This window comes from Pseudomonas sp., assembly GCF_030683065.1.
Classification (GTDB): Bacteria; Pseudomonadota; Gammaproteobacteria; order Pseudomonadales; family Pseudomonadaceae; genus Aquipseudomonas.
In genome coordinates this window covers 58,084-83,476 of sequence record NZ_JAUXMX010000024.1, presented here as the reverse complement: position 1 = coordinate 83,476, position 25,393 = coordinate 58,084, and the positions used below count along the sequence as shown (strand labels likewise).

Here is a 25,393-nt window from a genome sequence, read left to right as displayed (position 1 = left end):
GCTTGAGTCGTTAGCTCATGGCGGGGTAGTCGGTGTAACCGGCGGCACCGCCGCCATATAAGGTAGCGCCGTCTAGCGGGTTGAGCTCGGCGCCCGCCTTAAAGCGGGCGAGCAGGTCCGGGTTGGCAATATAGGGGCGGCCATAGGCGACCAAATCAGCCAGCCCTTCCGTGATGGCTTGCTCACCACTTTCAGCTGTTTGCCCGCCTGCCAAAATCAGGGTGCCGGTATACAGATCGCGCAGGGCGCGCAGTAAGGCATCAAAACCTTCAAAAGAGCCGCCCAGCCAATCGGGACGATTGACGTGCAGGTAAGCGAGGTTGCGGCTGTTGAGTTGCTCAACCAGGTAGCTGAAAGTTTCCAGCGGGTTGGCGTCACTCACGTCGCCAAAGGTTCCCATGGGCGAAATACGAATGCCCACCTTGCGGCTGTCACCCACTGTCGCTACTGCAGCGTCCACGACTTGCAGCACCAGCCGCGCACGGTTTTCTGCCGAGCCGCCATACACGTCATTGCGCTGGTTGCTGTTGGAGCAGAGGAACTGGTCTAGCAGATAGCCGTTGGCGGCGTGCACTTCCACGCCATCAAAGCCGGCCTTGATGGCGTTGGCGCAGCCATGGGCGTAAGCCGCCACAACGCCCGGTAGTTCGTTCAACTGCAGTGCGCGCGGCATGGCCGTAGCGGCTTTATGATGGCTGCCATCGGCTTCAACCACATAGCATTCGGCATTGGCCTGAATCGCCGACGGGGCGACCGGGTCTGCCCCGTTGGGTTGCAGTAAGGGGTGGGAAATGCGACCGACATGCCAGAGCTGCAAGAAAATATGCCCCCCGGCCGCATGCACCGCCTGTGTGACGTGCTGCCAGCCTGCCACTTGCGCATCACTGTGGATGCCTGGGCTCCACGCATAGCCTTGGCCTTCAGGGCAAATCTGGCTGGCTTCACTGATGATCAAGCCTGCGTTGGCACGCTGGGCGTAGTAGCTGGCATTAAGCTCGCCTGGAACATTGCCCGCCAGGCTGCGCTGGCGCGTCAGGGGTGCCATCACCAGCCGGTTGGGTAGGGTCAGGGCGCCCAGTTGCAGTGGCGTGAACAGGTGCTTAATCGACATGAAATCTCCGTGCAGAATTGTCCAGGGGGCTGTGATAAGCCATGGCAGCTATTATGCGCGTGGCAATCTTTTTGGGAAGTACGTACGATAAAGGCTGTAACTTACTTAAAGGTAACCAATGATGGCCGAGCAGCGATCTGAAGGGGTTGAAAGCAAGTGCCTGGTGCGGGGTGATAAGGTCTACAGCACGCCAATGGATGTCACCCTGGAAGTGATTGGCGGCAAGTGGAAGGCGCTGCTGGTGTATCGGCTGCTTAACGGTCCGCTGCGTTTTTCAGCGTTGAAGCGTTTGGTGCCGGATATCACCGAGAAGATGCTGACCCAGCAGCTGCGCGAACTGGAGCGTGTTGGCGTGCTGACCCGCACGGTTTTTGCTGAGGTGCCGCCGCGGGTGGAGTATTGCGTGACCGAGCACGGAGCCACATTACAGCCGGTACTGGCCGCCATGTGTGAGTGGGGTCGTAGTCACTGCCAACAGCAGGGCGAATGAGGCTGATGGGCTATTTCAGGTCGCTATCGGGCAGGCGTCGATAGCGACCTGCGTCACTCAGGCAGCTTGTTCGGCGGCCTGGCCAATGGCGCGGTTCAAGGCGCTAAACAGCGCACGGAAGCTGGCGGTAGTGAGGTTTTCATCGATGCCGACGCCATGCAGTGCGCGGCCGCCGTTAACGCGCAGCTCAATATAAGCAGCCGCCTTGGCGTTGGTGCCGGCGCCGATGGCGTGTTCGCTGTAGTCCATGATCTCCACGGTCACCGGCAGACCGGCCACCAAAGCCTCCAGTGGGCCTTTGCCGATGCCGCGCCAGTGCTGGGTTTCACCCGCATTGACGACTTCGACATCCACCGCGCTGGTGCCGTTTTCTTCCTGCAGGCGATGGCCTTTCAGGGCGTAGGGTGCGGTGGCTTGCAGGTATTCGCGGTCAAGCAATTGGTGGATCAGCGCGGCGCTCATTTCCAGGCCGAGGCGATCGGTTTCCTTCTGCACCACCTGGCTGAACTCGATTTGCATGCGCCGCGGCAGGCAGATGCCGTATTCCTGTTCCAGCAGGTAGGTGATGCCGCCCTTGCCCGATTGGCTGTTGACGCGGATTACCGCCTCGTAGCTGCGGCCGATGTCGGCCGGGTCGATGGGCAGGTAGGGCACTTCCCAGATGCCGTCCGGGTCTTGCTGGCTGAAGCCCTTGCGGATCGCGTCCTGGTGCGAGCCGGAGAAGGCGGTGTGTACCAGGTCGCCGACATAGGGGTGGCGTGGATGCACGGGCAGCTGGTTGCACTCCTCGACCACCTTGCGCACGTTGTCGATGTCGGAGAAGTCCAGGCCCGGATGAATGCCCTGGGTGTAGAGGTTCAGCGCCAGATTGACCAGGTCGACATTGCCGGTGCGCTCGCCGTTGCCGAACAGGCAGCCTTCGACGCGATCGGCACCGGCCATCAGGCCCAGTTCGCTGGCGGCCACGCCGGTGCCGCGGTCGTTGTGGGTGTGCAGGCTGATCAGCACGCTGTCGCGGCGGCTGATATGGCGGCCGAACCATTCGATCTGGTCGGCATAGATATTCGGCGTTGAAACTTCCACGGTGGCCGGCAGGTTGAGGATCACCTTGTTCTCGGGGGTCGGCTGCCACACGTCAAGCACCGCATCGCAGACCTCCACGGCGAACTCCAGCTCGGTGGAGGTGAAGATTTCCGGCGAGTACTGGAAGGACCAGCGGGTATCCGGCTGCTGCTCGGCGCGGTTCTTGATGAGCTGTGCGGCATTCACTGCGATAGCGACCACGCCGGCCTTGTCCTGGTTGAAGACGATACGGCGGAAGCTCGGCGCGGTGGCGTTGTAGACGTGGACGATGGCCTGCTTTGCCCCGACCAGCGATTCGAAGGTGCGGTTGATCAGGTCTTCGCGGGCCTGGGTCAGTACCTGAATAGTGGTGTCGTCAGGGATGTGACCCCCTTCGATCAGCTCGCGGACGAAGTCGAAGTCGGTCTGTGAGGCTGAGGGGAAGCCCACTTCAATCTGCTTGATACCGACCTGCACCAGGGTCTTGAAGAAGCGCATCTTCTTCGCCGCATCCATCGGCTCGATCAGTGACTGGTTGCCGTCGCGTAAGTCCGAGCTGCACCAGATCGGCACCTCGGTGATGGTCTTCGATGGCCAGGTGCGATCGGGCAGGTTGATCGCCGCAAAGGCGCGGTATTTGCTGGATGGGTCTTTGAGCATGCTCATGGTGCAGTCCTTTTAGCGGCGGCCGCAGATGGGTGGCCAGGCGAAATCGAGTAAGTGAGGCAGGCGCAGTCGTTGACTGACCAGGCAAAGACGGGCGTGTTGCCGCAGCAGAATGTGGGTGCGGGTTGTGCTCATGGCGTCAACCGTAACCAGTGAGGTCAAAGCTGGCAAGTAACTGGAAAAAAATGGTGATAAAGCGCGTTTTTAGCCAATAGGAGCAATTTATTTGCGCGTAAGCCTGCGCGGCTGAGCGCTGATTGCGCAATCAATCGCACTGGCTTTCAGTATGAGTCGTCCTCGGCTTACAGCGCAGGCAGGGCGACGGGGCTGGCCTTCAGTGCGCGCATGTCTGCACCACTCGGGTGTTGGAATACGCGCAAGCCAAACTCGGGCAGGATCGCCAGCAGGTGGTCGAAGATGTCCGACTGGATGCTTTCGTAGCTGCCCCAGGCGATGGTGTTGGTGAAGCAGTACAGCTGCAGCGGCAGGCCATCGGCGGTCGGGCTGAGTTGACGCACCAGTTGGGTCATCTCCTGATGAATGCCCGGATGCTGGCGCAGGTAATGTTCTGCGTAGGCGCGAAAGGTGCCGATGTTGGTGATCCGGCGGGTGTTGGCTGGCTCCTCGGCGTCTTCGGCCAGGGCGCTGTTCCAGCTCAGCAACTCGCTGTGCTTGTGCTTGAGGTAGTGCCTGAGCAGGCTGATGCGTTGCAGGCGCGTGACTTCCTCGGGGCTAAGAAAGCCGATGCTGGTCTGGTCGAGGTACAGGCTGCGCATGATCCGCCGGCCGCCGGACTCCTGCATGCCGCGCCAATTCTTGAATGGATCGCTGATAAAGCGCTTGGTCGGGATGCTGGTGATGGTTTTGTCCCAGTTCTGCACCTTGACGGTGTGCAGGGCGATGTCGATCACGTCACCGTCGGCATTCAGTTGCGGCATTTCTATCCAGTCACCGACGCGGATGATGTCGCTGGAGGAGATCTGTACGCTGGCTACCAGTGACAGGATGGTGTCCTGGAAAATCAGCATCAAAACGGCGGCCATGGCGCCAAGGCCGGAGAGCAGGATCAGCGGCGAGCGGTCGATCAGGGTGGCGATAATCAGGATGCTGGAGACCACATACAGGATGATCTTGACCACCTGCAGGTAGCCTTTGATCGGATGCAGGTGAGCATCCTTGCGGCGCTGATGAAGCAAGTTGGCGATGTCCAGCAGCGCGCTCAGGGCCAGGGCGATGGTCAGCACGATAAAGCCGCTGCAGACGTTGCGCACCACCGCTACAGCAGCCTCCGGCAGGCCGGGTATGGCGGCGACGCCCGCAGACAAGACCAGTGCCGGGACAATGTTCGACAGGCGCTTGATAATGCCGAAGTCCTGCGCCTGGGCATCGCTGGCCTGGCGCAGCAGGTGGTACAGGCCGCGCACCAGAATGCGCTTGACCAGCCAGTTGGACAGCCATGCCGCAATGATCAGCAGGACAGAAAACGTCAGGGTTTGCAGTTCTGGGTGAGCGTTCAGCCAGTCGAGCCAGCTATTGAATTCGTTACCCATGGTTCAACTCCAGGTGCAGGTTTCGGTGCGCGCCTTGCAGCCTGCGGTGAACAGGATGCAGGCGAGCACCTGTACGTATCAGCGAATGAAGGTCTTGCTCACTTCACGAAACAGTTGGTTGCCGGCGTGTTCCAGCCATTCGAAGGCGACCATTTCCCGCGACACGATGCTCGCGCCAGCTTGCTGCATGCGCGCCAGGGCCAGGGTTTTGTCAGAGGCCTGACGCGAGCCGACGGCCTCCGCGACGACAAAGACCTGACGGCCCTGGGCAAGCAGGTCGAGTACCGTCTGCAGTACGCAGACATGCGCTTCGCTGCCGCACACCACGAACTGCGCACGTTCACCGCCAGGGCGCTGGAGCAGCTCGCCTTCGCTGACTGCAGAAAAATGCAGCTTCTCGATGATGGCCGAGGCCTGGTGGCCATCGCGCAAGGAGGGGATCGTTTGCCCCAGCCCTTTGCTGTACTGCTCGGTGAGGAGCACGGGCACGCCGATGTGCTGCGCCACCTGCTGCAACCACAGGGCATTTGCAGCCAGTGCGGCGTTGTCATGGATGACCGGAAACAGACGGGCCTGAATGTCGATAATCAGCAGGGTTGAAGTCTCGGCTTTAATGCGCATCGGCAGTCCCTCGTTATGGATAAGTCACTGGAACACGTTCATGTTTCAGGGTTTGAAGGCACCGATAAAAATCGCCGGGTCGATGCGCGCATCATTCAGGCTGACGTTCCAGTGCAGGTGCGGGCCGGTGGCGCGGCCGGTGGCACCGACCTTGCCGAGCACACCGCCGCGCGGCAGTTCATCGCCGAGCTTCACGCCGATTTCCGAGAGGTGGCAGAACATGCTGATCAGGCCCTGGCCGTGGTCGACAAACACGGTCTTGCCGTTAAAGAAGTAGTCGCCGATCAGAATCACCGTGCCAGCCGCCGGCGCCTTGATCGGCGTACCGCGGTTAGCAGCGAAGTCCAGCCCGGAGTGCGGGTTGCGCTCCTCGCCATTGAAGAAGCGGCGCAGGCCAAAGGGGCTGGACAGCGGCCCGTTGACCGGCTTGTCGAACAGCAGGTTACTCGGCTGGCGGGCGCTGAACTGTTGGTAGGCGCGGGTCTGTTCGGTCAGTTCGCGCTCGATGCGTTTCAGGTTGGCCGGGTTGGGGTTGACCTGCTGCTGGTTCTTGATGGTGATGCGCTGCTCGACATAATGCTTGCTGCCCACCTGGAAGCTCAGGGTCTGGCTGCCGTTGACGCTGATCTGCTGGCTGCCGGGTTTGCTGCTCAGCGGGATGCCGACGATGGCGATCCAGCGCTGCTGATCTTCATGGATCACCAGCACGGGTTTGCCTTGATAGCGAACCGTGGGTGTGCTGCTTGCAGGCCCCAGATCAACCACGGCCACGCCGCCGGGCACGGGTTTGTTGAGCAGTCGGCTGATAAAGCCTTCGGCGTGGACGGGCAGGGCGAGGCAGAGCAGAGTGAGTAGAGTGAACAGGCGCATTGAATATCCGTAGGGTGGCTAACGCGAAGCGTATCCACTGGTATAAAAAGGTCAGTCGAGCAGCGACAGGGTTACCGGCTGCAGATGGTTGTCTTCGACCCGCACATCCAGCTCGCCTTCGCCCAGCCGTGCTTTCAGGCGCTGGCCGGGGTGGGTGTCGGCGGCGCTGCGCACAGCCCGGCCGCGTTCGTCGAGCAGGATGCTGTAGCCGCGACCGAGGGTCGCCAGCGGGCTGACTACCTGCAAGGTCTGCACCTGGGCCTGCAGTTGCAGGCGGCGCTCCTTCAAGCCTTCGCGCATCGCCCGCGGCAGCCGTTCGGCGAGGCTGCCCAGGCGCTGGCGCAACAGCTGCAGCGTGCGCTCGGGGTGCTGGCCAGTCAGTCTGGTTTGCAGGCGGGCCAGGCGTTCGCGGCGATTGTTGAGTTGGCGCTCGAAGGCCCGCGCCAGGCGCATTTCCAGGTCATCCAGGCGCTGGGCGTGCTGGCGCAGGCGTTCACCTGGATGGCGCAAGCGCCGCTGTAAGCCTTCCAGGCGCATACGCTCACGCTCCAGACGGTGCTGCATGCGCATGATCAAGCGGCGTTGCAGGCTGTGCAGGCGTTGCACCAGCTCACTGGTGTCGGGTGCCAGCAGTTCGGCGGCGGCCGAGGGGGTTGGCGCGCGCACGTCGGCGACAAAGTCGCAGATGGAGACGTCGGTTTCATGACCCACGGCGCTGACGATGGGCGTGTTACAGGCAGCCACGGCACGCGCCACGGTTTCTTCGTTGAAGCTCCAGAGATCTTCCAGGGAACCACCGCCGCGGGCCAGGATCAGCGCATCGAAGCCCTGGCGGTCGGCCAACTGCAGGGCGCGGATGATCTGCCCGTTGGCCTCGCGGCCTTGCACGGCAGTGGGGATCAGGGTCAGTTCGATCTGCGGGGCGCGGCGGCGGAACACGCTGATGATGTCGCGAATCACTGCGCCGGTGGGCGAGCTGATGATGCCGATGCGCTTGGGGTGCGCCGGCAGGGCGACTTTGCGCTCAGTGGCGAACAGGCCCTCGGCGCTGAGCTTTTCCTTCAGGGCTTCGAAGGCCAGGCGCAGGGCGCCGTCGCCGGCCGGCTCGATACTGTCGAGAATCAGCTGGTAATCGCCACGTCCTTCAAACAGCGAGACCTTGCCGCGAACCTTGACCGCCAGACCGTCGCGCAAGGCTTGACGGACTTTGGCCGCGTTCTGTCGGAACAGAGCGCAGCGCACCTGGGCCTGACTATCTTTAAGGGTGAAGTAAATATGCCCGGAGGCTGGCTTGGCCAGGTTGGAGATTTCCCCCTCGACCCAGATCCCGGAGAACACATCTTCAAGCAACAGGCGTGCGCGGTTGTTGAGCTGGCTGACGCTGAGCACTTCACGGTCGAGGTTCAGGCGTTGGAACGGGTCTTTGATCATGTGCGGCATGATAAAGGCTTTGCCGGGCCGGCCATAGGCTGTTTGCCTTGACCCGTGGCGTTTGGGCATTAAGCTGCGCGGTTTTTACCCACGATCAGAGTCCTGTCATGAGCGATCAGCAAGCCATCATCGTGCCGAAAATTTCCAGCTTCCCCGGGCATGAGGCCAGGGCGCGGGCAATCGTGCGCTGGCTGGTGCAGCAGAATGTCATCGAGGAGCAGTTGAGCACGTGCGGCCGCACGTTCAACAAAATGGCGTATGGCATTGCGCCGGGTGCCCGGCGGGTAGTCGAGCAGCCGCAGCTGTTGCCTTTCGCTCAGCCCGTCAATGGCCTGGAGATTGTCTACAAGCGCAGCATCTACACCCCGCTGCATGACTTTCATGAAGAGGCCGGTTGCCCGCAGTGTCGCAAAGAGATCGGTGTCGAACTGTTCGATCGTCTGGAGGAATGGATGCCCGGCCATACCGACACATTTACCTGCCCGCTCTGCGGTCACGAAGACGACATCAACGGTTTTCTGTTTTTACAGCCCTGCGGCTTTTCCAATCTGGGTTTTATCTTCAACAACTGGGCGGAGGCGGCTTTCACACAGGGTTTTCTCGACGAATTCGCCGCGCGTCTGGGCTATCCGGTTTCTGTGGTGCGTGTCGACCTTTGAGGGGACTCGTCCTTGAGTCAAAACCTTGCCGGACGCGCGATTAAAAATCGACGCTGGCCGACAAGCGCAACTCACGTGGCTCGCCGACGGCGACGCGCAGGTTGCCGCCGCTGGAGGGGTAGTACTCTCGGTTGAACAGGTTGCGCGCGTTTAGCTGCAGGCGGGTCTTGTCGCCCAGTAGCTGGCTTTCCCAGCTGATGAATGCATCGGCCACGCTGTAGCTGTCCAGCCAGAAGCTGTTGGCGTTATCGCCTGCGCGTTCGCCTACGTAACGCGCGCCGCCGCCAACCCGCCATTGTCCGGCGTCGCTGGGCAGCGCCAGGTGGTGGGTCAGGTACAGGCTGGCGATATTCTGCGCAGCATTGACCAGCTGGTTGCCCTGGTTGGCTGGGTCGTCGAGGATTTCCGTGTCGGTGTAGGCATAGGTGCCGAGCAGCTCCCAGCGCTCGGCAATGCGCCCGCTGATGTCGATTTCCACGCCCCGCGAACCGACCTTGCCGGCCGCCAGCGAGGTGCCGTTGTCGCTGACCACAACGTTGTCTTTCTCGATGTCGAATACTGCGGCGCTGGCCGTGAGGGCGTTGCCCAGGTCGAGCTTGATGCCCAGTTCATAGCTGCGACCTTGTTCCGGGTCGAACGCCTGGCCAGTGTCAGCGTCAGAGGCGTTGGGCACGAATGAACGGCTGTAGTTGCCGTACAGCGAGACCTGCTGATTGAACTGATAGACCAGGCCACCGAACGGCAGGAGCGTGCTGTCTTGGCGATCGGTGGTCTTGACGTAGTTGTCGCCGCGGCCTTGTTCGACCCGTTGCTCAAAGTGCTGGTAACGGCCACCGGCCACCAGAATCCACTGCTCATCGAGATGCCAGTTGTCCTTCACATACAACGAGCGCGAGTGCAGTTCATCACTTCTGTCGCTCTGCACGTTACTGATCAGCGACGGCTCGGCAAGGTTGCCGTAGACCGGGCGGTAGATATTGAAGCCGCTAACCGCCGGGCCGCGGTAGGTATCGCCGCGGAAGTTGTCGACCCGCTCGGTGTCCATGCCCAGCAGCAGGTCATGCTGTTGGCCTAACACGTTGGCGTTGCCGATCCAGTCCCAGGCCAAATACTGGGTCTGGTTGTCGTGTTCGCTGCCGTCGGCGCGGCGGCTGAGTGCGCCGGTGGTGGCGTTAAGCGCGTTGGGCCGCGCTTCGGCGTAGTCGTAGCGCTCGTTGTTCCAGCCGTAGGTCAGGCGGCTTAGCCAGTCCGGGTTGAGTTGGTACTCGGCCTTGGCGGTAAACAGCTCATCGGTGCCTTCGGCTTTGGACCAGCGCTCGTTAAAGCGCGCGTTGTAGGTGGTCTTCGCCGGTTTGCCGTTGACGATCACCGTGCCGCGATCCACCGGTGTCGAGTATTCCTTGTGCTCGTAAGCCAGGGTGACGCGCAGGTCATCGCCGGTCCAGCTCAGGGAGGGCGCGATCAGGGTGTGGCTGTCTGTGCCGAAGTTGCGCCAGTAGTCCTCGTGCTGCCGTTCGGTGATCAGGCGGTAAGCGAAGCCGCTGTCGCCCAAGGGGCCTGTGGTGTCGAAGGACAGGTTGCCGCCGCCAAAGCTGGAGTGTTCGCCGCTCACTTGGCTAAAACGATGGTATTCGGGTTGCTTGCTGAGCACGTTGATCAACCCGCCGGGCTCCAGTGCGCCATAGAGCAGGGAGGCTGGGCCCTTGAGCACTTCTACGCGCTCACTGGTGGCGCTGAAGTTGCGCGACAGGCTGGAGCGGATGCCGTCACGCAGGATTGAGCCGTCGGCGTTGCTGCCGAAACCACGTTTGACGAAGCCGTCCTGGGTGCCGGCCAGGGTATTACTCTGGGTGATGCCACTGACGAATTTCATTGCATCGTCCAGCGAACGCACCTGGTAATCCTCGATGGCTTGCGGCGTCACCACTTGCACCGATTGCGCTTCTTGCTTGAGTGGTACCGAGGATTTGCCCGCGGTGCTGGCGGTTTTTGCCTGGTAGCCTTGCTCGACTGTACGTGGCGCGACGATTTCCTGGCTGGGCAGTTGCAGTTCTGCCGCAGTCTGTTGCGCCAACGACTGTGCTGTGGGTAGGAAACCGAACGCAATCAGGGCAGATTTACGGCCGAGGGCGGCGAGATTTGCGAAGGTAGGGGGCATTGGTGTCTCGGGATTTTTCATTAGTGAGAATCATTATTTTATGCGTATTGCTCCTATTACGACCAGTGCGCTGAAATGCGTGTGCGCGCAAGGCATTCTTTGCATTGAGTGAGGTGGCTCTGCTGAGTATAATGGCGCGCTTCCAATTTCCCGCTCGGGAGCCCCCGCCATGCTGCGTATCAGTCAAGAAGCTCTTACCTTCGACGACGTTCTACTTGTTCCTGGTTACTCCGATGTTCTGCCGAAGGATGTCAATCTCAAGACTCGCTTGACTCGCGGTATTGAACTGAATATCCCGCTGCTTTCCGCTGCAATGGACACTGTTACCGAAGCCCGTCTGGCGATTGCCATGGCTCAGGAAGGTGGCATTGGCATTATTCATAAGAATATGACCATCGAGCAGCAGGCTTTCGAGGTGCGCAAGGTCAAGCGCTACGAGTCTGGCGTGGTTAAAGACCCGATCACTATCGAGGCGGCTGCCACGGTTGGCGATCTGTTCGACCTGACTCGGCAGAACAACATCTCCGGCGTGCCGGTGCTGCACCACGGTGACCTGGTCGGCATCGTCACCAGCCGTGACGTGCGTTTCGAGACCGACATGAGCGCCAAGGTGCGCGACGTGATGACGCCCAAAGAGCGTCTGGTCACGGTCAAGGAAGGCGAAGACACCCAGGTCGTGCGCAAGCTGCTGCACAAACATCGCATTGAGCGCGTACTGATCGTCGACGACCAGTACCGCCTTAAAGGCATGATGACCGTCAACGATATCGAGAAGGCCAAGGCCTATCCGCTGGCCAGCAAGGACGACCAAGGTCGTCTGCGCGTTGGCGCTGCGGTCGGTACTGGCGCCGATACCGGCGACCGGGTTGCTGCGCTGGTGGCGGCAGGTGTCGATGTAATCATCGTCGACACTGCCCACGGCCACTCCAAGGGCGTGATCGACCGCGTGCGCTGGGTCAAGCAGAATTTCCCTGACGTACAGGTGATCGGCGGCAACATCGCCACCGGCGATGCCGCCAAGGCCCTGGTCGAGGCTGGCGCCGATGCGGTCAAGGTCGGTATCGGTCCAGGCTCGATTTGCACCACGCGTATCGTTGCCGGGGTTGGCGTACCGCAGATTTCCGCAGTGGCCAATGTGGCTGCGGCACTCGAAGGTACAGGCGTTCCATTGATCGCCGACGGCGGTATCCGCTTCTCCGGTGACCTGTCCAAGGCCATCGTTGCCGGAGCCTCCTGCGTAATGATCGGTTCGATGCTGGCCGGTACCGAAGAAGCGCCGGGCGAAGTCGAGCTGTTCCAGGGTCGCTCCTACAAGGCTTATCGCGGCATGGGCTCGCTGGGCGCCATGTCCCAGGCTCAGGGTTCCTCGGATCGCTACTTCCAGGACTCCTCCGCCGGTGCCGAGAAGCTGGTGCCGGAAGGCATTGAAGGCCGTGTGCCCTACAAGGGCGCGATGGGCGCTATCGTTCATCAGATGATGGGCGGCTTGCGTGCCTCCATGGGTTACACCGGCTGCGCGACCATCGAAGAGATGCGCAGCAAGCCGGAATTTGTGCGCATCACGGGTGCCGGCATGGCCGAGTCCCACGTGCATGACGTACAGATCACCAAAGAGGCACCGAACTACCGCGTCGGCTGAAAATTCGATTTGCCGCTGCTGCGCTCGCGACGTGGCAAATCGATTTTTGAAAAATATCTAGTCACGGGGCTGTTCGATTCAGCCCCGTGTCATTTGTGAATTCCGCTACGAGAGACGGCCATGGCTCATCCTGACATTCATGCCCACCGCATTTTGATCCTCGACTTCGGTTCCCAGTACACCCAGCTGATCGCTCGTCGTGTGCGCGAGATCGGTGTGTATTGCGAGCTGCATCCGTTCGACATGAGCGATGAGGACATTCGCGCCTTCGCGCCGCGCGGCATCATCCTCGCCGGTGGCCCTGAGTCGGTACACGAAGCCGACAGCCCGCGTGCACCGCATGCGGTGTTTGAGCTTGGCGTGCCGGTATTGGGCATCTGCTACGGCATGCAGACCATGGCCGAACAGCTCGGTGGCAAGGTGCAGGGCTCGGATGTGCGCGAGTTCGGTTATGCGCGCGTCGACATCGTTGGCAAGAGCCGCCTGTTGCAGGGCATCGAAGACCATGTCGACGACGACGGCGTGTTTGGTCTGGACGTCTGGATGAGTCACGGCGATAAGGTTACCGAGCTGCCAGAAGGGTTCCATATTCTTGCCAGCACCCCGAGTTGCCCGATCGCCGGGATGTGCGATGACGCGCGCGGCTACTACGGCGTGCAATTCCACCCGGAAGTGACCCACACCAAGCAGGGCGGGCGCATTATTTCGCGTTTCATCCTCGACATCGCCGGCTGCCAGGCCCTGTGGACACCGTCGAATATCGTTGAAGACGCCATCGCCAGCGTGCGCGCCCAGGTTGGTAGCGCCAACGTGCTGCTCGGCCTGTCCGGCGGGGTAGATTCCTCGGTCGTCGCCGCGCTGCTGCACAAGGCCATTGGCGACCAGTTGACGTGTGTGTTCGTCGACAACGGCCTGTTGCGCCTGCACGAAGGCGAGCAGGTGATGGCCATGTTCGCCGAGAACATGGGCGTCAAGGTGATCCGTGCCAATGCCGAAGAGCAGTTCCTCGGCAACCTGGCCGGCGAAGCGGACCCTGAGAAGAAGCGCAAGATCATCGGTCGTACCTTTATCGATGTCTTCGACGCCCAGGCCAGCAACCTGGATAACATCAAGTTTCTCGCCCAGGGCACCATCTACCCGGACGTGATCGAGTCGGCCGGCGCGAAAAGCGGTAAGGCTCATGTGATCAAGTCGCACCACAACGTGGGCGGCCTGCCGGAAGAAATGAACCTGAAACTGGTCGAGCCGCTGCGCGAACTGTTCAAGGACGAAGTGCGTCGCCTGGGTCTCGAACTCGGTCTGCCGTACGACATGGTCTACCGCCATCCATTCCCCGGCCCTGGCCTGGGTGTGCGCATCCTTGGTGAAGTGAAAAAGGAATACGCCGACATCCTGCGTCGCGCCGACCACATCTTTATCGAAGAACTGCGCAAGGCCGACTGGTACCACAAGGTCAGCCAGGCGTTCGTGGTGTTCCAGCCGGTGAAATCGGTGGGCGTGGTTGGTGATGGCCGTCGCTACGCTTGGGTCGTGGCCCTGCGTGCGGTAGAAACCATCGACTTCATGACCGCGCGCTGGGCGCACCTGCCCTACGAGCTGCTGGAAACCGTCAGCGGCCGCATCATCAACGAAATCGAAGGCATCTCCCGCGTCACCTACGACGTCTCGAGCAAGCCGCCAGCGACGATTGAGTGGGAATGATCTGAAAACAAGGGCAGCCCAGGCTGCCCTTGTTGTTTCTGTGCTGCGGCATTCTGTCCGTTTTTCGGGGTCGTCAGTCCCGTTGTTTAAATGAGAAGATATTGCAATTGGTAGTCCGGCTTAAGGCTGGATTGATATCTTCCCGGAGTGCATCCGGGCTACGGGAACCCTTATGTCCTTTACCCGCAGGCAAATCCTTATCGGCCTGAGTGGCCTTGGCGTCGCCGGGCTTGGTGCCGGCGGCGTGCGCTACTGGCTGGGCCGTCCTGAGAATGTGGCGACCCATGACTATGAGCTGATCGCCGCGCCGCTGGATCTTGAGCTAGTGCCGGGGCATGTCACGCCGGCTTGGGCCTACGGTGGTCAGGCGCCGGGGTTGGAGCTGCGCTGCCGTCAGGGCGAGCGCTTGCGCGTGCGCTTTATTAACAAGCTGGAAGTGCCGACCACCATTCACTGGCACGGCATTCGCCTGCCATTGGCGATGGACGGCGTGCCCTATGTGTCGCAGTTGCCGGTGTTGCCGGGCGAATACTTCGATTACGACTTCATTACCCCGGATGCCGGTAGCTTCTGGTACCACCCGCATGTCGCCAGCGGCGAGCAACTGGGTCGCGGTCTGGTCGGTGCCTTGATTGTCGATGAGCGTGAGCCGACGGGCTTTCGCCATGACCACACGCTGAGTCTGAAAAACTGGCATATCGATGAGCGGGGTGGGTTTACCGCGTTCAGCGTACCGCGTGAAGCCGCGCGGGGTGGCACGCCGGGGCGGCTGAGTACGGTCAATGGTGTGCACGCTCCGACCCTGGATCTGCCTGCGGGGCAGGTGGTGCGTCTGCGCTTGCTCAATCTGGATAACACGCTGACCTATCGTCTTAATCTGCCCGGCGCGGACGCGCGAATTTATGCGCTGGATGGTAATCCGGTCGAGCCGCGGCCGCTGGGCGATGAGTATTGGCTGGGGCCAGGCATGCGTATTGAGCTGGGGCTGAAAGTGCCGGCGGCTGGTGTTGAGTTATCGCTGCGTAATGGTCCGTTGCGCCTGGCTACCTTGCGCGCGGTGCCAAGCGCTGATGTCGCGGGTGAGTGGCCGCCAGCGCTGCCGGCCAATCCGATTGCCGAACCGGATTTGGCCGCTGCCGAAACCCTGAGCTTCAACTTCGAGTGGGCCGGGGCCGTTTCTGTGGGGTTGGAGCAGGGTGCGGCGCACAGTTTTTGGCAGATCAATGGCCAGGCCTGGGATATCAGCGACAAGACCTGTGCTGATCGGCCGATTGCCAGCCTGCAACTGGGCAAGAGCTATATCTTCGAGCTGCGCAATCTCAGCCAGTATCAGCACCCGATTCATTTGCACGGCATGACCTTCAAGGTGCTGGCCTCGAACCGCAAGAAAATCATTCCCTACTTCACCGATACCTACCTGCTGGGCAAAAACGAGCGCGCACGGGTGGCGCTGGTCGCTGATAATCCCGGGATGTGGATGTTTCACTGTCACGTGATCGACCATATGGAAACCGGCCTAATGGCTTCCATCGAGGTGGCGTGAGCATTTCCGTAGGGTGCGCCGTGCGCACCATTGCAAGGATTGGCGCAAGGGCTGGCCTGACGAGACTATGAAAAAACTACACATCATCGACCGTAGTCGCGACGCTGATTTCATGCGCGAGGCCCTGGCCTTGGCCGCCGAGGGTGCAGTCCTGGGCGAGGTGCCGGTCGGCGCAGTGCTGGTGCAGGATGGCGTGATCATCGGGCGTGGCTTCAATTGCCCGATTTCCAGTCATGACCCCAGCGCCCATGCCGAAATGGTGGCGATCCGCGCCGCTGCGCAGGCGGTCGACAACTACCGCCTGCCGGGCAGTACCCTGTATGTGACCCTTGAGCCGTGCAGCATGTGCGCTGGGCTGATCGTCCATGCACGCATTCAGCGAGTGGTGTATGGCGCCACCGAGCCCAAGGCCGGGGTGGCGTTGAGTCGTGGCGAGTTCTTCAGTCAGGCGTTTCTCAATCATCGGGTGATGATCGAGGGTGGGGTGCTGGCGGATGAGTGCAGTGCGGTGCTCAGCGAGTTTTTCAAAGCGCGCCGCGCCGCCCGCTAGAGCGCTCTCAGCGCTGCAGCCAGTCGGCGTGTAGCCCGAATAAGCCTAAGCGCAATCCGGGGATGGGCAGGCGCAGGCTACCCCGGATGGAGTCCGGGCTACCCAGTCGGTGCGATTCGCCGTGATGGGTATCGCTGCGCTCAAACCTACGCGGCCCGCCACATCCTACAAGAGCCCGACATCGCCGCTCCGTAGGATGGCGTTGAGCGCAGCGATACCCATCGGTAGTCATGCATGCGGATTGCACGCTACGAGCCGCTAGAACCTGCGGGCAGGTAATGCGGGGGCTTCATCCGGCATGCGCTACAGCGGCGCCAGTTCTTCGGGCGGCGGCGTCTTGTTTACCCCGGGCGTATGCAGGCTGCCAGCGGCCATTTGACCACCCTCCAGCTGCGGTTGGGTGACCCAGGTGAGAATGTCGTAATAGCGGCGAATGTTGCGCACAAAATGCACCGGCTCGCCGCCGCGGGCATAGCCATAGCGGGTTTTGCTGTACCACTGTTTCTGTGAGAGGCGCGGCAGGATCTTCTGCACGTCCAGCCATTTGTTCGGGTTGAGGCCCTCGGCTTCGGTAAGTTTGCGCGCATCTTCCAGGTGGCCGCCGCCGACGTTGTAAGCGGCCAGGGCGAACCAGGTACGATCTGGCTCCTCGATGCTCTTGGGTAGCTGGTCCTTGACGTAGACGATGTACTTGGCGCCGCCGTCGATGCTCTGTTTAGGGTCGAGCCGATTGGACACGCCCATGGCCTGGGCGGTGCGCAGGGTCAGCATCATCAGGCCGCGCACCCCGGTTTTCGAGGTGGCGGTTGGTTGCCAGAGTGATTCCTGGTAGCCCATGGCTGCCAGCAGGCGCCAGTCGACCTGATTGGCCTGCGCCGCCAGGCGGAAATCCTTCTCGTAGCGGGGCAGGCGTTGTTGCAGGTGCTTGGCAAAGGTGTAGGCGCCGACGTAACCGAGTACATCTACATGGCCGTAGTAGCGTTCTTTCAAGCGCTGCAGGCTGCCATTCTGTTGGGCGCGGTCAAGGAAGCGGTTGACCTCGTCGAGCAGGCTGCTGTCTTCGCCGGGGGCGACGGCCCAGGCCAGGTTCTGCGAGTCGCCGAGGTCGAAAGCCACCCGCACATTGGGGAAGTACACCTGGTTCATTGCCAATTCGTTGGAGTCGACCAAGGTCAGGTCGATTTGCCCTTCGTCGACCATGCGCAGCAGGTCGACCACTTCTACCTCTGCCGATTCTTCGTACTCTAACTCTGGCATTTCAACCTTTAACTCGGCCAGTTGCTCGGCGTGGCTGCTGCCCTTGAGTACCAGGATGCGCTTGCCGATCAGCTCGGAGGGGCGAGTGGGCCGTCGCTGGCCGTTGCGATAGATGATTTGCGGAGTGACTTCCAGGTAAGGCAGGGAGAAGCGAGCAACCTGCTGCCGTCCGTCGCTTTCGACCAGTCCGGCGGCGGCCAGCACCGGACCATTTTCCTTGCTTAGGCTGGTGAATAGTTCGTCGAGGTTGTCGGCAGTCTCGATTTGCAATTCCAGACCCAGGTCGTCGGCAAAGCGTTTGACCAGCTCGTACTCGAAGCCGGTTTCGCCGTTGCGGTCCTGGAAATAGGTGGCCGGGCTATTGCGGGTGATCACCCGCAGTACACCCTCCGCCTTGACGCGCTCTAGGGCGCTAGGGGCTTCAGCGCAGCTGGCGAGTAGCAGGAGGATTCCGATCGCTGACAGCCAGTGAGCGCAGCGTGTGCGGAACGCAGATTGGGCAAACATTGCCGCAGTATACGCAAAGCGTGCTGCTCGCCATATATCGACAGTGCAGGCAATAGTTCTGGCGTCGCTACGGGTGCCGTGGTCTGCGCTTTAGGCTAGAATATGCGGCCTCCAAGAACCTGTTCTGGCGCTCGCGATCTAGAGTTCGCTTGCTACACCGGCCGCCGACGCGCAGCAGACCCGGGACAGTTCGACGTACACCCCCTTCTCAGAGGCTGTTCTCCATGTTGATCCTGCGCGGCGCTCCCGCCCTTTCTGCTTTCCGCCACGGTAAATTGCTCGAGCAACTGACCAGCAAAGTACCCGCTGTGACTGGGCTGTACGCCGAGTTTGCGCATTTTGCCGATGTCACCGGGGTGCTCAGCGCCGATGAAGAGCAGGTGCTGGCCCGTCTGCTGAAGTACGGCCCGAGTGTGCCCGTGCAGGAGCCCAGTGGTCGTCTTCTGCTGACTATTCCGCGTTTCGGCACCATCTCGCCCTGGTCGAGCAAGGCCAGCGACATTGCGCGCAACTGCGGTCTGGCGAAGATTCAGCGCATCGAGCGCGGCATCGCCTACTACGTTGCCGGCGAGTTGGACGAAGCTCAGATGCAGCAGGTCGCAGGCTTGCTGCATGACCGCATGACCCAGCTGGTATTGAATGATGTGCAAGGCGCTGCGGCGTTGTTTCGTCACGCCGAGCCCCGGCCGTTGGCCGCAGTAGATGTGCTCGGTGGCGGCCGCGCGGCCCTGGAGCAGGCCAATGTGGAGCTGGGCCTGGCTTTGGCCGAAGACGAAATCGATTACCTGGTCAGCAGCTTCAATGATCTGGGGCGCAATCCGCACGACATCGAACTGATGATGTTCGCCCAGGCCAACTCCGAGCATTGCCGGCACAAGATCTTCAATGCCAGCTGGGACATCGACGGCGAAAGCCAGGAAAAATCGCTGTTCGGCATGATCAAGAACACCCATGAGCTGCACAGCGAAGGCGTGCTGTCGGCCTATAAAGACAATGCCGCGGTGATCGTCGGCCACACGGCCGGGCGTTTTTACCCGGACGCGGAAACCCGCCAGTACGGCGCTCATCAGGAGCCGGTGCACATCCTGATGAAGGTTGAAACCCACAACCACCCGACCGCTATCGCGCCGTTCCCGGGCGCAGCCACCGGTTCCGGTGGTGAGATCCGTGACGAAGGCGCTACCGGGCGCGGCGCCAAGCCTAAGGCCGGGCTGACCGGTTTCAGCGTATCCAACCTGCAGATCCCCGGCTTCGAGCAGCCGTGGGAAGTGCCCTACGGCAAACCTGAGCGCATCGTCACCGCGCTGGACATCATGATCGAAGGCCCGCTGGGCGGCGCGGCATTCAATAACGAATTTGGCCGTCCGGCGCTGACCGGCTATTTCCGTACTTTCGAGCAGGCGGTCGATAGTCCGCGCGGTCTCGAAGTGCGTGGTTACCACAAGCCGATTATGCTCGCTGGCGGCATGGGCAATATCCGCGCCGATCACGTACAGAAAGGTGAGATCACCATCGGTTCCAAGCTGATCGTGCTCGGTGGCCCGGCCATGTTGATCGGCCTGGGCGGCGGTGCCGCCTCATCGATGGCTACGGGTACCAGCTCGGCTGACCTGGACTTTGCCTCGGTGCAGCGCGAAAACCCGGAAATGGAACGGCGCTGCCAGGAAGTGATCGACCGTTGCTGGCAGCTTGGCGAGCGCAACCCGATCAGCTTCATCCATGACGTCGGCGCCGGCGGCCTGTCCAATGCATTCCCCGAACTGGTCAACGATGGCGGCCGGGGCGGGCGCTTTGAACTGCGCAACGTGCCCAATGACGAGCCGGGCATGGCGCCCCATGAGATCTGGAGCAACGAATCCCAGGAGCGCTACGTACTGGCCGTTGACGCTGCCGACCTTGAGCGCTTCAAGGCGATTTGCGAGCGTGAGCGTTGCCCGTTCGCGGTAGTCGGCGAGGCGATCGAGGAGCCACACCTGACGGTGGCTGACAGCCATTTCGGCAATAAGCCAGTGGACATGCCGCTCAACGTGCTGCTCGGCAAGGCGCCGCGCATGCACCGCTCAGCCAGCCACGAAACCGAAGTGGGTGATGACTTCAATCCCAGCAGCCTAGCCATCGACGACGCGCTTACCCGTGTGCTGCATCACCCGGCCGTGGCCAGCAAGAGCTTTCTGATCACCATCGGTGACCGCACCATTACCGGTCTGGTTGCGCGCGACCAGATGGTCGGTCCGTGGCAGGTGCCAGTGGCCGATTGTGCGGTCACCGCGACCAGCTTCGACGTCTATACCGGCGAAGCCATGGCGATGGGCGAGCGCACGCCGCTGGCCTTGCTGGATGCGGCCGCATCGGGGCGTATCGCCATTGGCGAAACCCTGACCAACCTGGCTGCGGCGCGGATCGAGAAGATTTCCGACATCAAACTGTCCGCTAACTGGATGGCCGCCGCAGGCCATCCGGGCGAAGACGCGCGCTTGTACGACACGGTCAAGGCCGTCGGCATGCAGTTGTGTCCGGAGCTGGGCATCACCATCCCGGTGGGCAAGGATTCGATGTCGATGAAAACCCGCTGGCAGGATGACGGCGCGGAGAAGAGTGTCACCTCGCCGCTGTCGTTGATCGTTACCGGCTTTGCCCCGGTCAGCGATATTCGCAAGACCTTGACCCCGCAACTGCGTATGGACAAGGGCGAAACCGATCTGATCCTGATTGACCTGGGTCGTGGGCAGAACCGCATGGGCGCCTCGATTCTGGCCCAGGTGTACGGGCAGATTGGCAAGCAGGCTCCCGACGTCGACGACGCCGAAGACCTCAAGGCGTTCTTCGCGGTGATCCAGGGGCTGAATGCCGATGGTCACCTGCTGGCCTACCATGACCGTTCCGACGGCGGCCTGCTGGTCAGCGCGTTGGAAATGGCCTTCGCGGGTCACTGCGGCCTCAATCTGTCGCTCGACTCGTTGGCCGGCAGCCCGGACGAATTGGCGGCAGTGCTGTTCAACGAGGAACTGGGTGCGTTGATCCAGGTGCACAAGGACGCCACGCCGCAGGTGCTGACCCAGTTCAGCGCGGCGGGGCTTGATTGCGTGGCGGTGATCGGCAAGCCGGTCAACAATGGCGAGGTGCGCATCAGCTTCAACGATCAGCTCGTATTCACTGGTCAGCGCCGCTTGTTGCAGCGTCAGTGGAGCGAAACCAGCTACCAGATCCAGCGCCTGCGTGACAACGTGCAGTGCGCCGAGCAGGAGTTCGACGCGCTGCTCGAGGAAGACAATCCGGGCCTTGGCATCAAGCTGGCTTTCGACGTCAATCAGGACATCGCTGCGCCTTACATCAAGAAGGGCCTGCGTCCGAAAATTGCCGTGCTGCGTGAGCAGGGCGTCAATGGCCAGGTGGAAATGGCCGCCGCCTTCGATCGTGCCGGTTTCAGTGCGATCGACGTACACATGAGCGATATCCTCAGCGGTCGCGTCAGCCTCGACGAGTTCAAAGGTCTGGTCGCCTGTGGCGGCTTCTCCTACGGCGACGTGCTTGGTGCCGGTGAGGGCTGGGCCAAGTCGGTCCTGTTCAATGCCCGTGCCCGTGATGGCTTCCAGGCCTTCTTCGAGCGCAATGACAGCTTCGCCCTCGGCGTGTGCAACGGTTGCCAGATGATGAGCAACCTGCACGAGTTGATCCCCGGCAGCGAGCTCTGGCCACACTTCGTGCGCAATCGTTCCGAACAGTTCGAGGCGCGGGTGGCGATGGTCCAGGTCCAGGAGTCGGCCTCGATCTTCCTCCAGGGCATGGCCGGCTCGCGTATGCCGATCGCCATCGCCCACGGTGAAGGTCATGCCGAGTTCGAGAACGAGGAAGCCCTGCTCGAGGCTGACCTGTCCGGTTGCGTGGCCATGCGCTTTATCGACAACCACGGCAAGGTCACCGAAAGCTATCCGGCCAACCCGAATGGCTCACCGCGCGGGATTACTGGCCTGACCAGCCGCGACGGCCGGGTGACCATCATGATGCCGCACCCAGAGCGGGTGTTCCGCGCCGTACAGAACTCCTGGCAGCCAGACGAGTGGCAGGAAGATGCTGGCTGGCTGCGTATGTTCCGCAATGCTCGCGTGTGGGTGGACTGATCCGGTTGGCGTAGGCTTATGTCGAGTAAGCCTGCGCCGATTCTGCCTGAGGTGCGCCAGGTCAAACCTGGCGATACCTTGCTGCTGTGCCGCTGCGGGCGTTCGTCCCAGCTTCCCGATTGTGTTGCCGCCTGCCCTGATGTGCTTGAACTGCAGCCTGAGCGTGAGCAGATTCTGCTGCTTTGCCGTTGCGCTCGCTCGCAACGTCTACCTTGCTGTGATGGTAGCCATAACCAGCCGGTAACCGGCTTCAAGGCCCGTTGGCGGCGATTCTGGCGTGGCTTGTAGCCTGGGCTTATTAAGCTAATACGTTGAACACACAGCACATTATCCGGTCATAGGTGCAAGTGTGATGGGCTGCGCGAATACCCGATAAGGCAAAATGCCATTATTGCGTGGCATCATTATCGAACTGTTTTTATCAGTCTTGCCGGCGGAGACTTCGATGTACAAGCTGTGTTTTTATGTGCCTGAAACTCATCTGGATGCCGTGAAAAGCGCAGTATTCAGCGCCGGTGGCGGACGTATTGGTCATTATGATCAGTGTTGTTGGCAGACCCTGGGTCAGGGCCAGTTCCGCGCTCTGGAAGGCAGTCAGCCATTTCTCGGTCAGCCTGGGCAGGTCGAGCAGGTGGCAGAGTGGAAAGTCGAGATGGTGGTGGCCGACGAGCTTATTCATGACGCGGTCAAGGCCCTGAAGACGAGCCATCCCTACGAGACGCCGGCTTTTGAGGTGTGGCGGCTTTCGGATATTCAGTTCTAACTCATAAAAAAAGGCGCCATGAAGGCGCCTTTTTTATGCCTGTCGATCAGGGTCTGATTTCGATCAGCGTGCCGTCTTTGACCAGGCTCCAGATCTCACGCATGTCGTCATTTTTCATGGCGATGCAGCCTTCGGTCCAGTCCAGGGTGTGAAAGAACCACTCCGGATATTCTTCGTCCAGCGGCGTGCCGTGGATCATGATCATGCCGCCGGCCGGTACGCCCTTGGCGCGGGCTTGCGCCTGGTCGCGGGCATTGGGGTAGGAAATGTGCAGGGATAGCTGGTATTTCTCGCTGGTTTTTCGCCAATCGATCCAGTACAGACCTTCCGGTGTGCGCAGGTCACCTTCACGTTGTTTTGCCCCTTCAGGCTGCTTGCCCAGAGATACACGGTAGGACTTGAGCGTGTCGCCGCGGCTGATCAAGTGCAGCTTGCGTTCGGATTTAACCACCAGCACTTTGTCGATGGTCTTGCCATTAAGGGTCGGTGTGGTACTGGCGTGGCCAGTCAGGGCAACGGTCAGGCAGAGCAGGGCGAACAACCAGCGCATCGTAATTCCCATGGATCAAAAGGCTTTCTTGTAATGTGCGCGCAAGGCTTCAAGCGGCTCGTTACGGACCGGATAGTGCTGCTGCAGGCGGTCCGCGAAGTAGCATTCTAAGGTACGCCCGATAGTCGGGAAAGCCAGCTCTGACCAGGGAATGTCCTGTTCGTGAAATAGCTGCACCTCCAGGCTTTCTTCGCCGGGGGCAAAGTCCAGGTCGACCAGTTCGGCGCGAAACAGCATGTACACCTGATTGATGTGCGGCAGGTCGAACAGGGTATAGAGACTTAGGCTGCGCACCCGTGCGCAGGCTTCCTCATGGGTTTCGCGGGCGGCGGCCTGTTCCAGGGTTTCGCCGTTCTCCATAAAACCGGCCGGCAGGGTCCAGTAACCGTGGCGCGGCTCGATGGCGCGCCGGCACAACAGCACCTGCTCGCCCCACACCGGCAGGCAGCCGGCGATGATCCGTGGGTTTTGATAATGCACGGTCTGGCACTGCGCGCAGACGTGGCGCAGGCGGTTGTCGCCCGGCGGGATGATGCGGCTGATCGCGCCGCCACAGTTGCTACAGAACTTCATGCCAGACCCTCGCTGCGTGTTGGCTATCTTGGCGCGCATTTCAGCTGCTCGGCAAGCGGTCTGGCTGGTCGGATTATCCCGCGCCTGAATGATTGCCGCTGATGGCGCGGGGCTTGGGCCGTGCGCTGTTTTTGTGCCATGATCGAAGGCAGAATAAAAGACCGAGAATCTCCATGCTGGACGAACTACTCCTACGCGTGCGCGGTCACAGTCCGCGCCTTCTGGGGACCGACCGTAACTTCCCCGAAGCGGCGGTGTTGGTTCCGCTCACCCGCAGTGAAGAGCCGGAAGTGGTACTGACCTTGCGCGCCAGCGGGCTGTCCACGCATGGCGGTGAGGTGGCTTTTCCCGGTGGCCGGCGGGACCCTGAAGATGCCGATCTGATTCGTACGGCGCTGCGCGAGGCTGAGGAGGAAATCGGCCTGCCGCCTGGGCTGGTTGAAGTGGTTGGGCCGCTCAGTACCCTGGTGTCACGTCACGGCATTCAGGTTACCCCCTACGTCGGGCTGGTGCCGGATTACGTCGAGTACCTGGCCAACGATGACGAAATTGCCTCGGTATTCTCGGTGCCACTGGCGTTTTTTCGCGCTGACCCGCGTGAGCTGACCCACCGTATCGACTACCTCGGGCAGAGCTGGTACGTCCCGAGTTACCGTTATGGCGAATACAAAATATGGGGGCTTACTGCGATCATGCTGGTGGAATTGGTCAACCTGGTCTATGACGCCGACATCAATCTGCACCTGCCACCTGAGCATTTCATCACGCTGCGTTAATCACGCAAGCGCGGACATCAATCGCGAGACGAGGGTCAACCAATGAACTATCGCCTGGGGCAATCCTGTGTCGACGTCCATCCCGAGAGCTGGGTGGCACCGAACGCTACGCTGGTCGGCAAGGTCAGGCTGGAGCAGGGCGCCAGCGTCTGGTTCGGTGCGGTATTGCGCGGCGATAACGAGCTGATCCATATCGGCGAACAGAGCAACGTGCAGGACGGCACCGTGATGCACACCGACATGGGTTCTCCGCTGACCATCGGCAAGGGTGTGACCATTGGCCATAACGCCATGCTGCATGGCTGTACAGTGGGCGATTACAGCCTGATCGGCATCAATGCAGTGGTGCTCAATGGCGCAAAAATTGGCAAGTACTGCATCATCGGCGCCAATACGCTGATTGCCGAAGGCAAGGAAATTCCTGACGGCTCGCTGGTGGTCGGCTCGCCAGGCAAGGTGGTGCGCGAGCTGACTGAGGCGCAGAAGAAAATGCTCGAAGCCAGTGCTGCCCACTATGTGCATAACGCCCAGCGTTATGCCCGCGACCTCGCTCCGCAGGACGACTGATGGCGCACGAACGCCCCGTTGCTTCGCCCTGCGTGCAGGTTTGTGCGCTGGACGATGACGACATCTGTATCGGTTGCCAGCGTAACGTTGCCGAAATCACCCACTGGGGACGCATGGACAATATCCAGCGTCGCCAGGTGCTGCTGCTCTGTCACGAGCGTGCACAGGCCAAGGGTGTGTTGCTCTAGCGTTCACCTTTCGCTGGTTTTTTATCCCTGTTAGACCGAGGAA

The 25,393-nt window shown here is 61.1% G+C and carries 22 protein-coding genes; 12 read left to right on the top strand and 10 right to left on the bottom strand.

All coding sequences use genetic code 11. The annotated features are described in order from the left end of the window. Positions 1-10 precede the first annotated feature (10 nt). Positions 11-1,111 carry an alkene reductase gene (locus Q8K09_RS05625; RefSeq protein ID WP_305253997.1) on the bottom strand — a complete coding sequence of 367 codons (1,101 nt, stop codon included), beginning with the start codon at positions 1,109-1,111 and terminating at the stop codon, positions 11-13. Positions 1,112-1,232: 121 nt separating this feature from the next. On the opposite strand from Q8K09_RS05625, the gene Q8K09_RS05620 reads away from it, so the two are divergent. After that, the gene (locus Q8K09_RS05620) at positions 1,233-1,601 is read left to right on the top strand and encodes a winged helix-turn-helix transcriptional regulator (RefSeq protein WP_370869488.1); all 369 of its coding nucleotides are present in this window, start codon (positions 1,233-1,235) and stop codon (positions 1,599-1,601) included. Positions 1,602-1,658: 57 nt separating this feature from the next. Here the strand turns inward: Q8K09_RS05620 and leuA are convergent, their stop codons facing one another. The 5 genes from leuA to xseA form a co-directional block, all read right to left on the bottom strand. Further along, complete coding sequence (gene leuA / locus Q8K09_RS05615; RefSeq protein WP_304864614.1) at positions 1,659-3,329, bottom strand: 2-isopropylmalate synthase; 1,671 nt, start codon at positions 3,327-3,329, stop codon at positions 1,659-1,661. A gap of 302 nt (positions 3,330-3,631) precedes the next feature. Then, positions 3,632-4,879: a mechanosensitive ion channel family protein gene (locus tag Q8K09_RS05610; protein ID WP_305253996.1), complete on the bottom strand. Its 1,248-nt coding sequence runs from the start codon at positions 4,877-4,879 to the stop codon at positions 3,632-3,634. Between the two features lie 78 nt (positions 4,880-4,957). Beyond that, entirely contained in the window at positions 4,958-5,500 is a 543-nt protein-coding gene (locus Q8K09_RS05605) for an isochorismatase family protein (RefSeq protein ID WP_305253995.1), read from the bottom strand. Positions 5,501-5,545: 45 nt separating this feature from the next. Further along, positions 5,546-6,370, bottom strand: coding sequence for a peptidoglycan DD-metalloendopeptidase family protein (locus Q8K09_RS05600; RefSeq protein ID WP_305253994.1), 825 nt, complete (start codon positions 6,368-6,370; stop codon positions 5,546-5,548). A gap of 51 nt (positions 6,371-6,421) precedes the next feature. Beyond that, positions 6,422-7,801, bottom strand: coding sequence for an exodeoxyribonuclease VII large subunit (xseA, locus tag Q8K09_RS05595; protein WP_305254030.1), 1,380 nt, complete (start codon positions 7,799-7,801; stop codon positions 6,422-6,424). A 107-nt stretch (positions 7,802-7,908) separates the two neighbouring features. On the opposite strand from xseA, the gene Q8K09_RS05590 reads away from it, so the two are divergent. Beyond that, entirely contained in the window at positions 7,909-8,460 is a 552-nt protein-coding gene (locus tag Q8K09_RS05590) for a sugar ABC transporter ATPase (protein WP_305253993.1), read from the top strand. A gap of 40 nt (positions 8,461-8,500) precedes the next feature. Here the strand turns inward: Q8K09_RS05590 and Q8K09_RS05585 are convergent, their stop codons facing one another. Continuing rightward, positions 8,501-10,618 (bottom strand): TonB-dependent siderophore receptor, encoded by a 2,118-nt coding sequence (locus Q8K09_RS05585; RefSeq protein WP_305253992.1) that lies wholly within the window; start codon positions 10,616-10,618, stop codon positions 8,501-8,503. A gap of 169 nt (positions 10,619-10,787) precedes the next feature. Between Q8K09_RS05585 and guaB the strand changes: the two genes are divergently transcribed. From guaB to tadA, 4 genes are all read left to right on the top strand, one after another. Further along, positions 10,788-12,257 (top strand): IMP dehydrogenase, encoded by a 1,470-nt coding sequence (gene guaB, locus Q8K09_RS05580; protein ID WP_304864604.1) that lies wholly within the window; start codon positions 10,788-10,790, stop codon positions 12,255-12,257. A gap of 120 nt (positions 12,258-12,377) precedes the next feature. Continuing rightward, positions 12,378-13,958, top strand: a complete 1,581-nt coding sequence (gene guaA / locus Q8K09_RS05575) for a glutamine-hydrolyzing GMP synthase (protein ID WP_305253991.1) — start codon at positions 12,378-12,380, stop codon at positions 13,956-13,958. A gap of 172 nt (positions 13,959-14,130) precedes the next feature. Beyond that, positions 14,131-15,501 (top strand): multicopper oxidase family protein, encoded by a 1,371-nt coding sequence (locus Q8K09_RS05570; protein WP_305253990.1) that lies wholly within the window; start codon positions 14,131-14,133, stop codon positions 15,499-15,501. A gap of 67 nt (positions 15,502-15,568) precedes the next feature. Then, positions 15,569-16,051 (top strand): tRNA adenosine(34) deaminase TadA, encoded by a 483-nt coding sequence (tadA, locus tag Q8K09_RS05565; RefSeq protein WP_304864597.1) that lies wholly within the window; start codon positions 15,569-15,571, stop codon positions 16,049-16,051. Between the two features lie 303 nt (positions 16,052-16,354). Here the strand turns inward: tadA and mltF are convergent, their stop codons facing one another. After that, on the bottom strand, positions 16,355-17,815 hold the full coding sequence (gene mltF / locus Q8K09_RS05560) for a membrane-bound lytic murein transglycosylase MltF (protein WP_305253989.1): 1,461 nt from the start codon (positions 17,813-17,815) through the stop codon (positions 16,355-16,357). 224 nt (positions 17,816-18,039) lie between these two features. On the opposite strand from mltF, the gene purL reads away from it, so the two are divergent. The 3 genes from purL (at position 18,040) to Q8K09_RS05545 (ending at position 22,696) form a co-directional block, all read left to right on the top strand. Continuing rightward, positions 18,040-21,933 (top strand): phosphoribosylformylglycinamidine synthase, encoded by a 3,894-nt coding sequence (purL, locus tag Q8K09_RS05555; protein ID WP_305253988.1) that lies wholly within the window; start codon positions 18,040-18,042, stop codon positions 21,931-21,933. 18 nt (positions 21,934-21,951) lie between these two features. Then, positions 21,952-22,221: a CDGSH iron-sulfur domain-containing protein gene (locus Q8K09_RS05550; protein WP_305253987.1), complete on the top strand. Its 270-nt coding sequence runs from the start codon at positions 21,952-21,954 to the stop codon at positions 22,219-22,221. A gap of 157 nt (positions 22,222-22,378) precedes the next feature. Further along, on the top strand, positions 22,379-22,696 hold the full coding sequence (locus tag Q8K09_RS05545; protein WP_305253986.1) for a YqfO family protein: 318 nt from the start codon (positions 22,379-22,381) through the stop codon (positions 22,694-22,696). A 46-nt stretch (positions 22,697-22,742) separates the two neighbouring features. On the opposite strand, the gene Q8K09_RS05540 is transcribed toward Q8K09_RS05545, so the two are convergent. Together Q8K09_RS05540 and Q8K09_RS05535 are read right to left on the bottom strand one after the other, a co-directional pair. Then, positions 22,743-23,246, bottom strand: a complete 504-nt coding sequence (locus Q8K09_RS05540; protein WP_305254029.1) for a murein L,D-transpeptidase family protein — start codon at positions 23,244-23,246, stop codon at positions 22,743-22,745. A gap of 15 nt (positions 23,247-23,261) precedes the next feature. Beyond that, complete coding sequence (locus Q8K09_RS05535; protein WP_305253985.1) at positions 23,262-23,819, bottom strand: NUDIX hydrolase; 558 nt, start codon at positions 23,817-23,819, stop codon at positions 23,262-23,264. Between the two features lie 173 nt (positions 23,820-23,992). On the opposite strand from Q8K09_RS05535, the gene Q8K09_RS05530 reads away from it, so the two are divergent. The 3 genes from Q8K09_RS05530 to Q8K09_RS05520 are packed head-to-tail and all read left to right on the top strand — an operon-like array spanning position 23,993 to position 25,350. Further along, the gene (locus Q8K09_RS05530; RefSeq protein ID WP_305253984.1) at positions 23,993-24,595 is read left to right on the top strand and encodes a CoA pyrophosphatase; all 603 of its coding nucleotides are present in this window, start codon (positions 23,993-23,995) and stop codon (positions 24,593-24,595) included. A gap of 42 nt (positions 24,596-24,637) precedes the next feature. After that, positions 24,638-25,162, top strand: coding sequence for a gamma carbonic anhydrase family protein (locus tag Q8K09_RS05525; RefSeq protein ID WP_305253983.1), 525 nt, complete (start codon positions 24,638-24,640; stop codon positions 25,160-25,162). After that, positions 25,159-25,350 (top strand): DUF1289 domain-containing protein, encoded by a 192-nt coding sequence (locus Q8K09_RS05520; RefSeq protein ID WP_304864899.1) that lies wholly within the window; start codon positions 25,159-25,161, stop codon positions 25,348-25,350. The genes Q8K09_RS05525 and Q8K09_RS05520 overlap by 4 nt, the downstream gene beginning before the upstream one ends. The last annotated feature ends 43 nt before the right edge of the window (positions 25,351-25,393 follow it).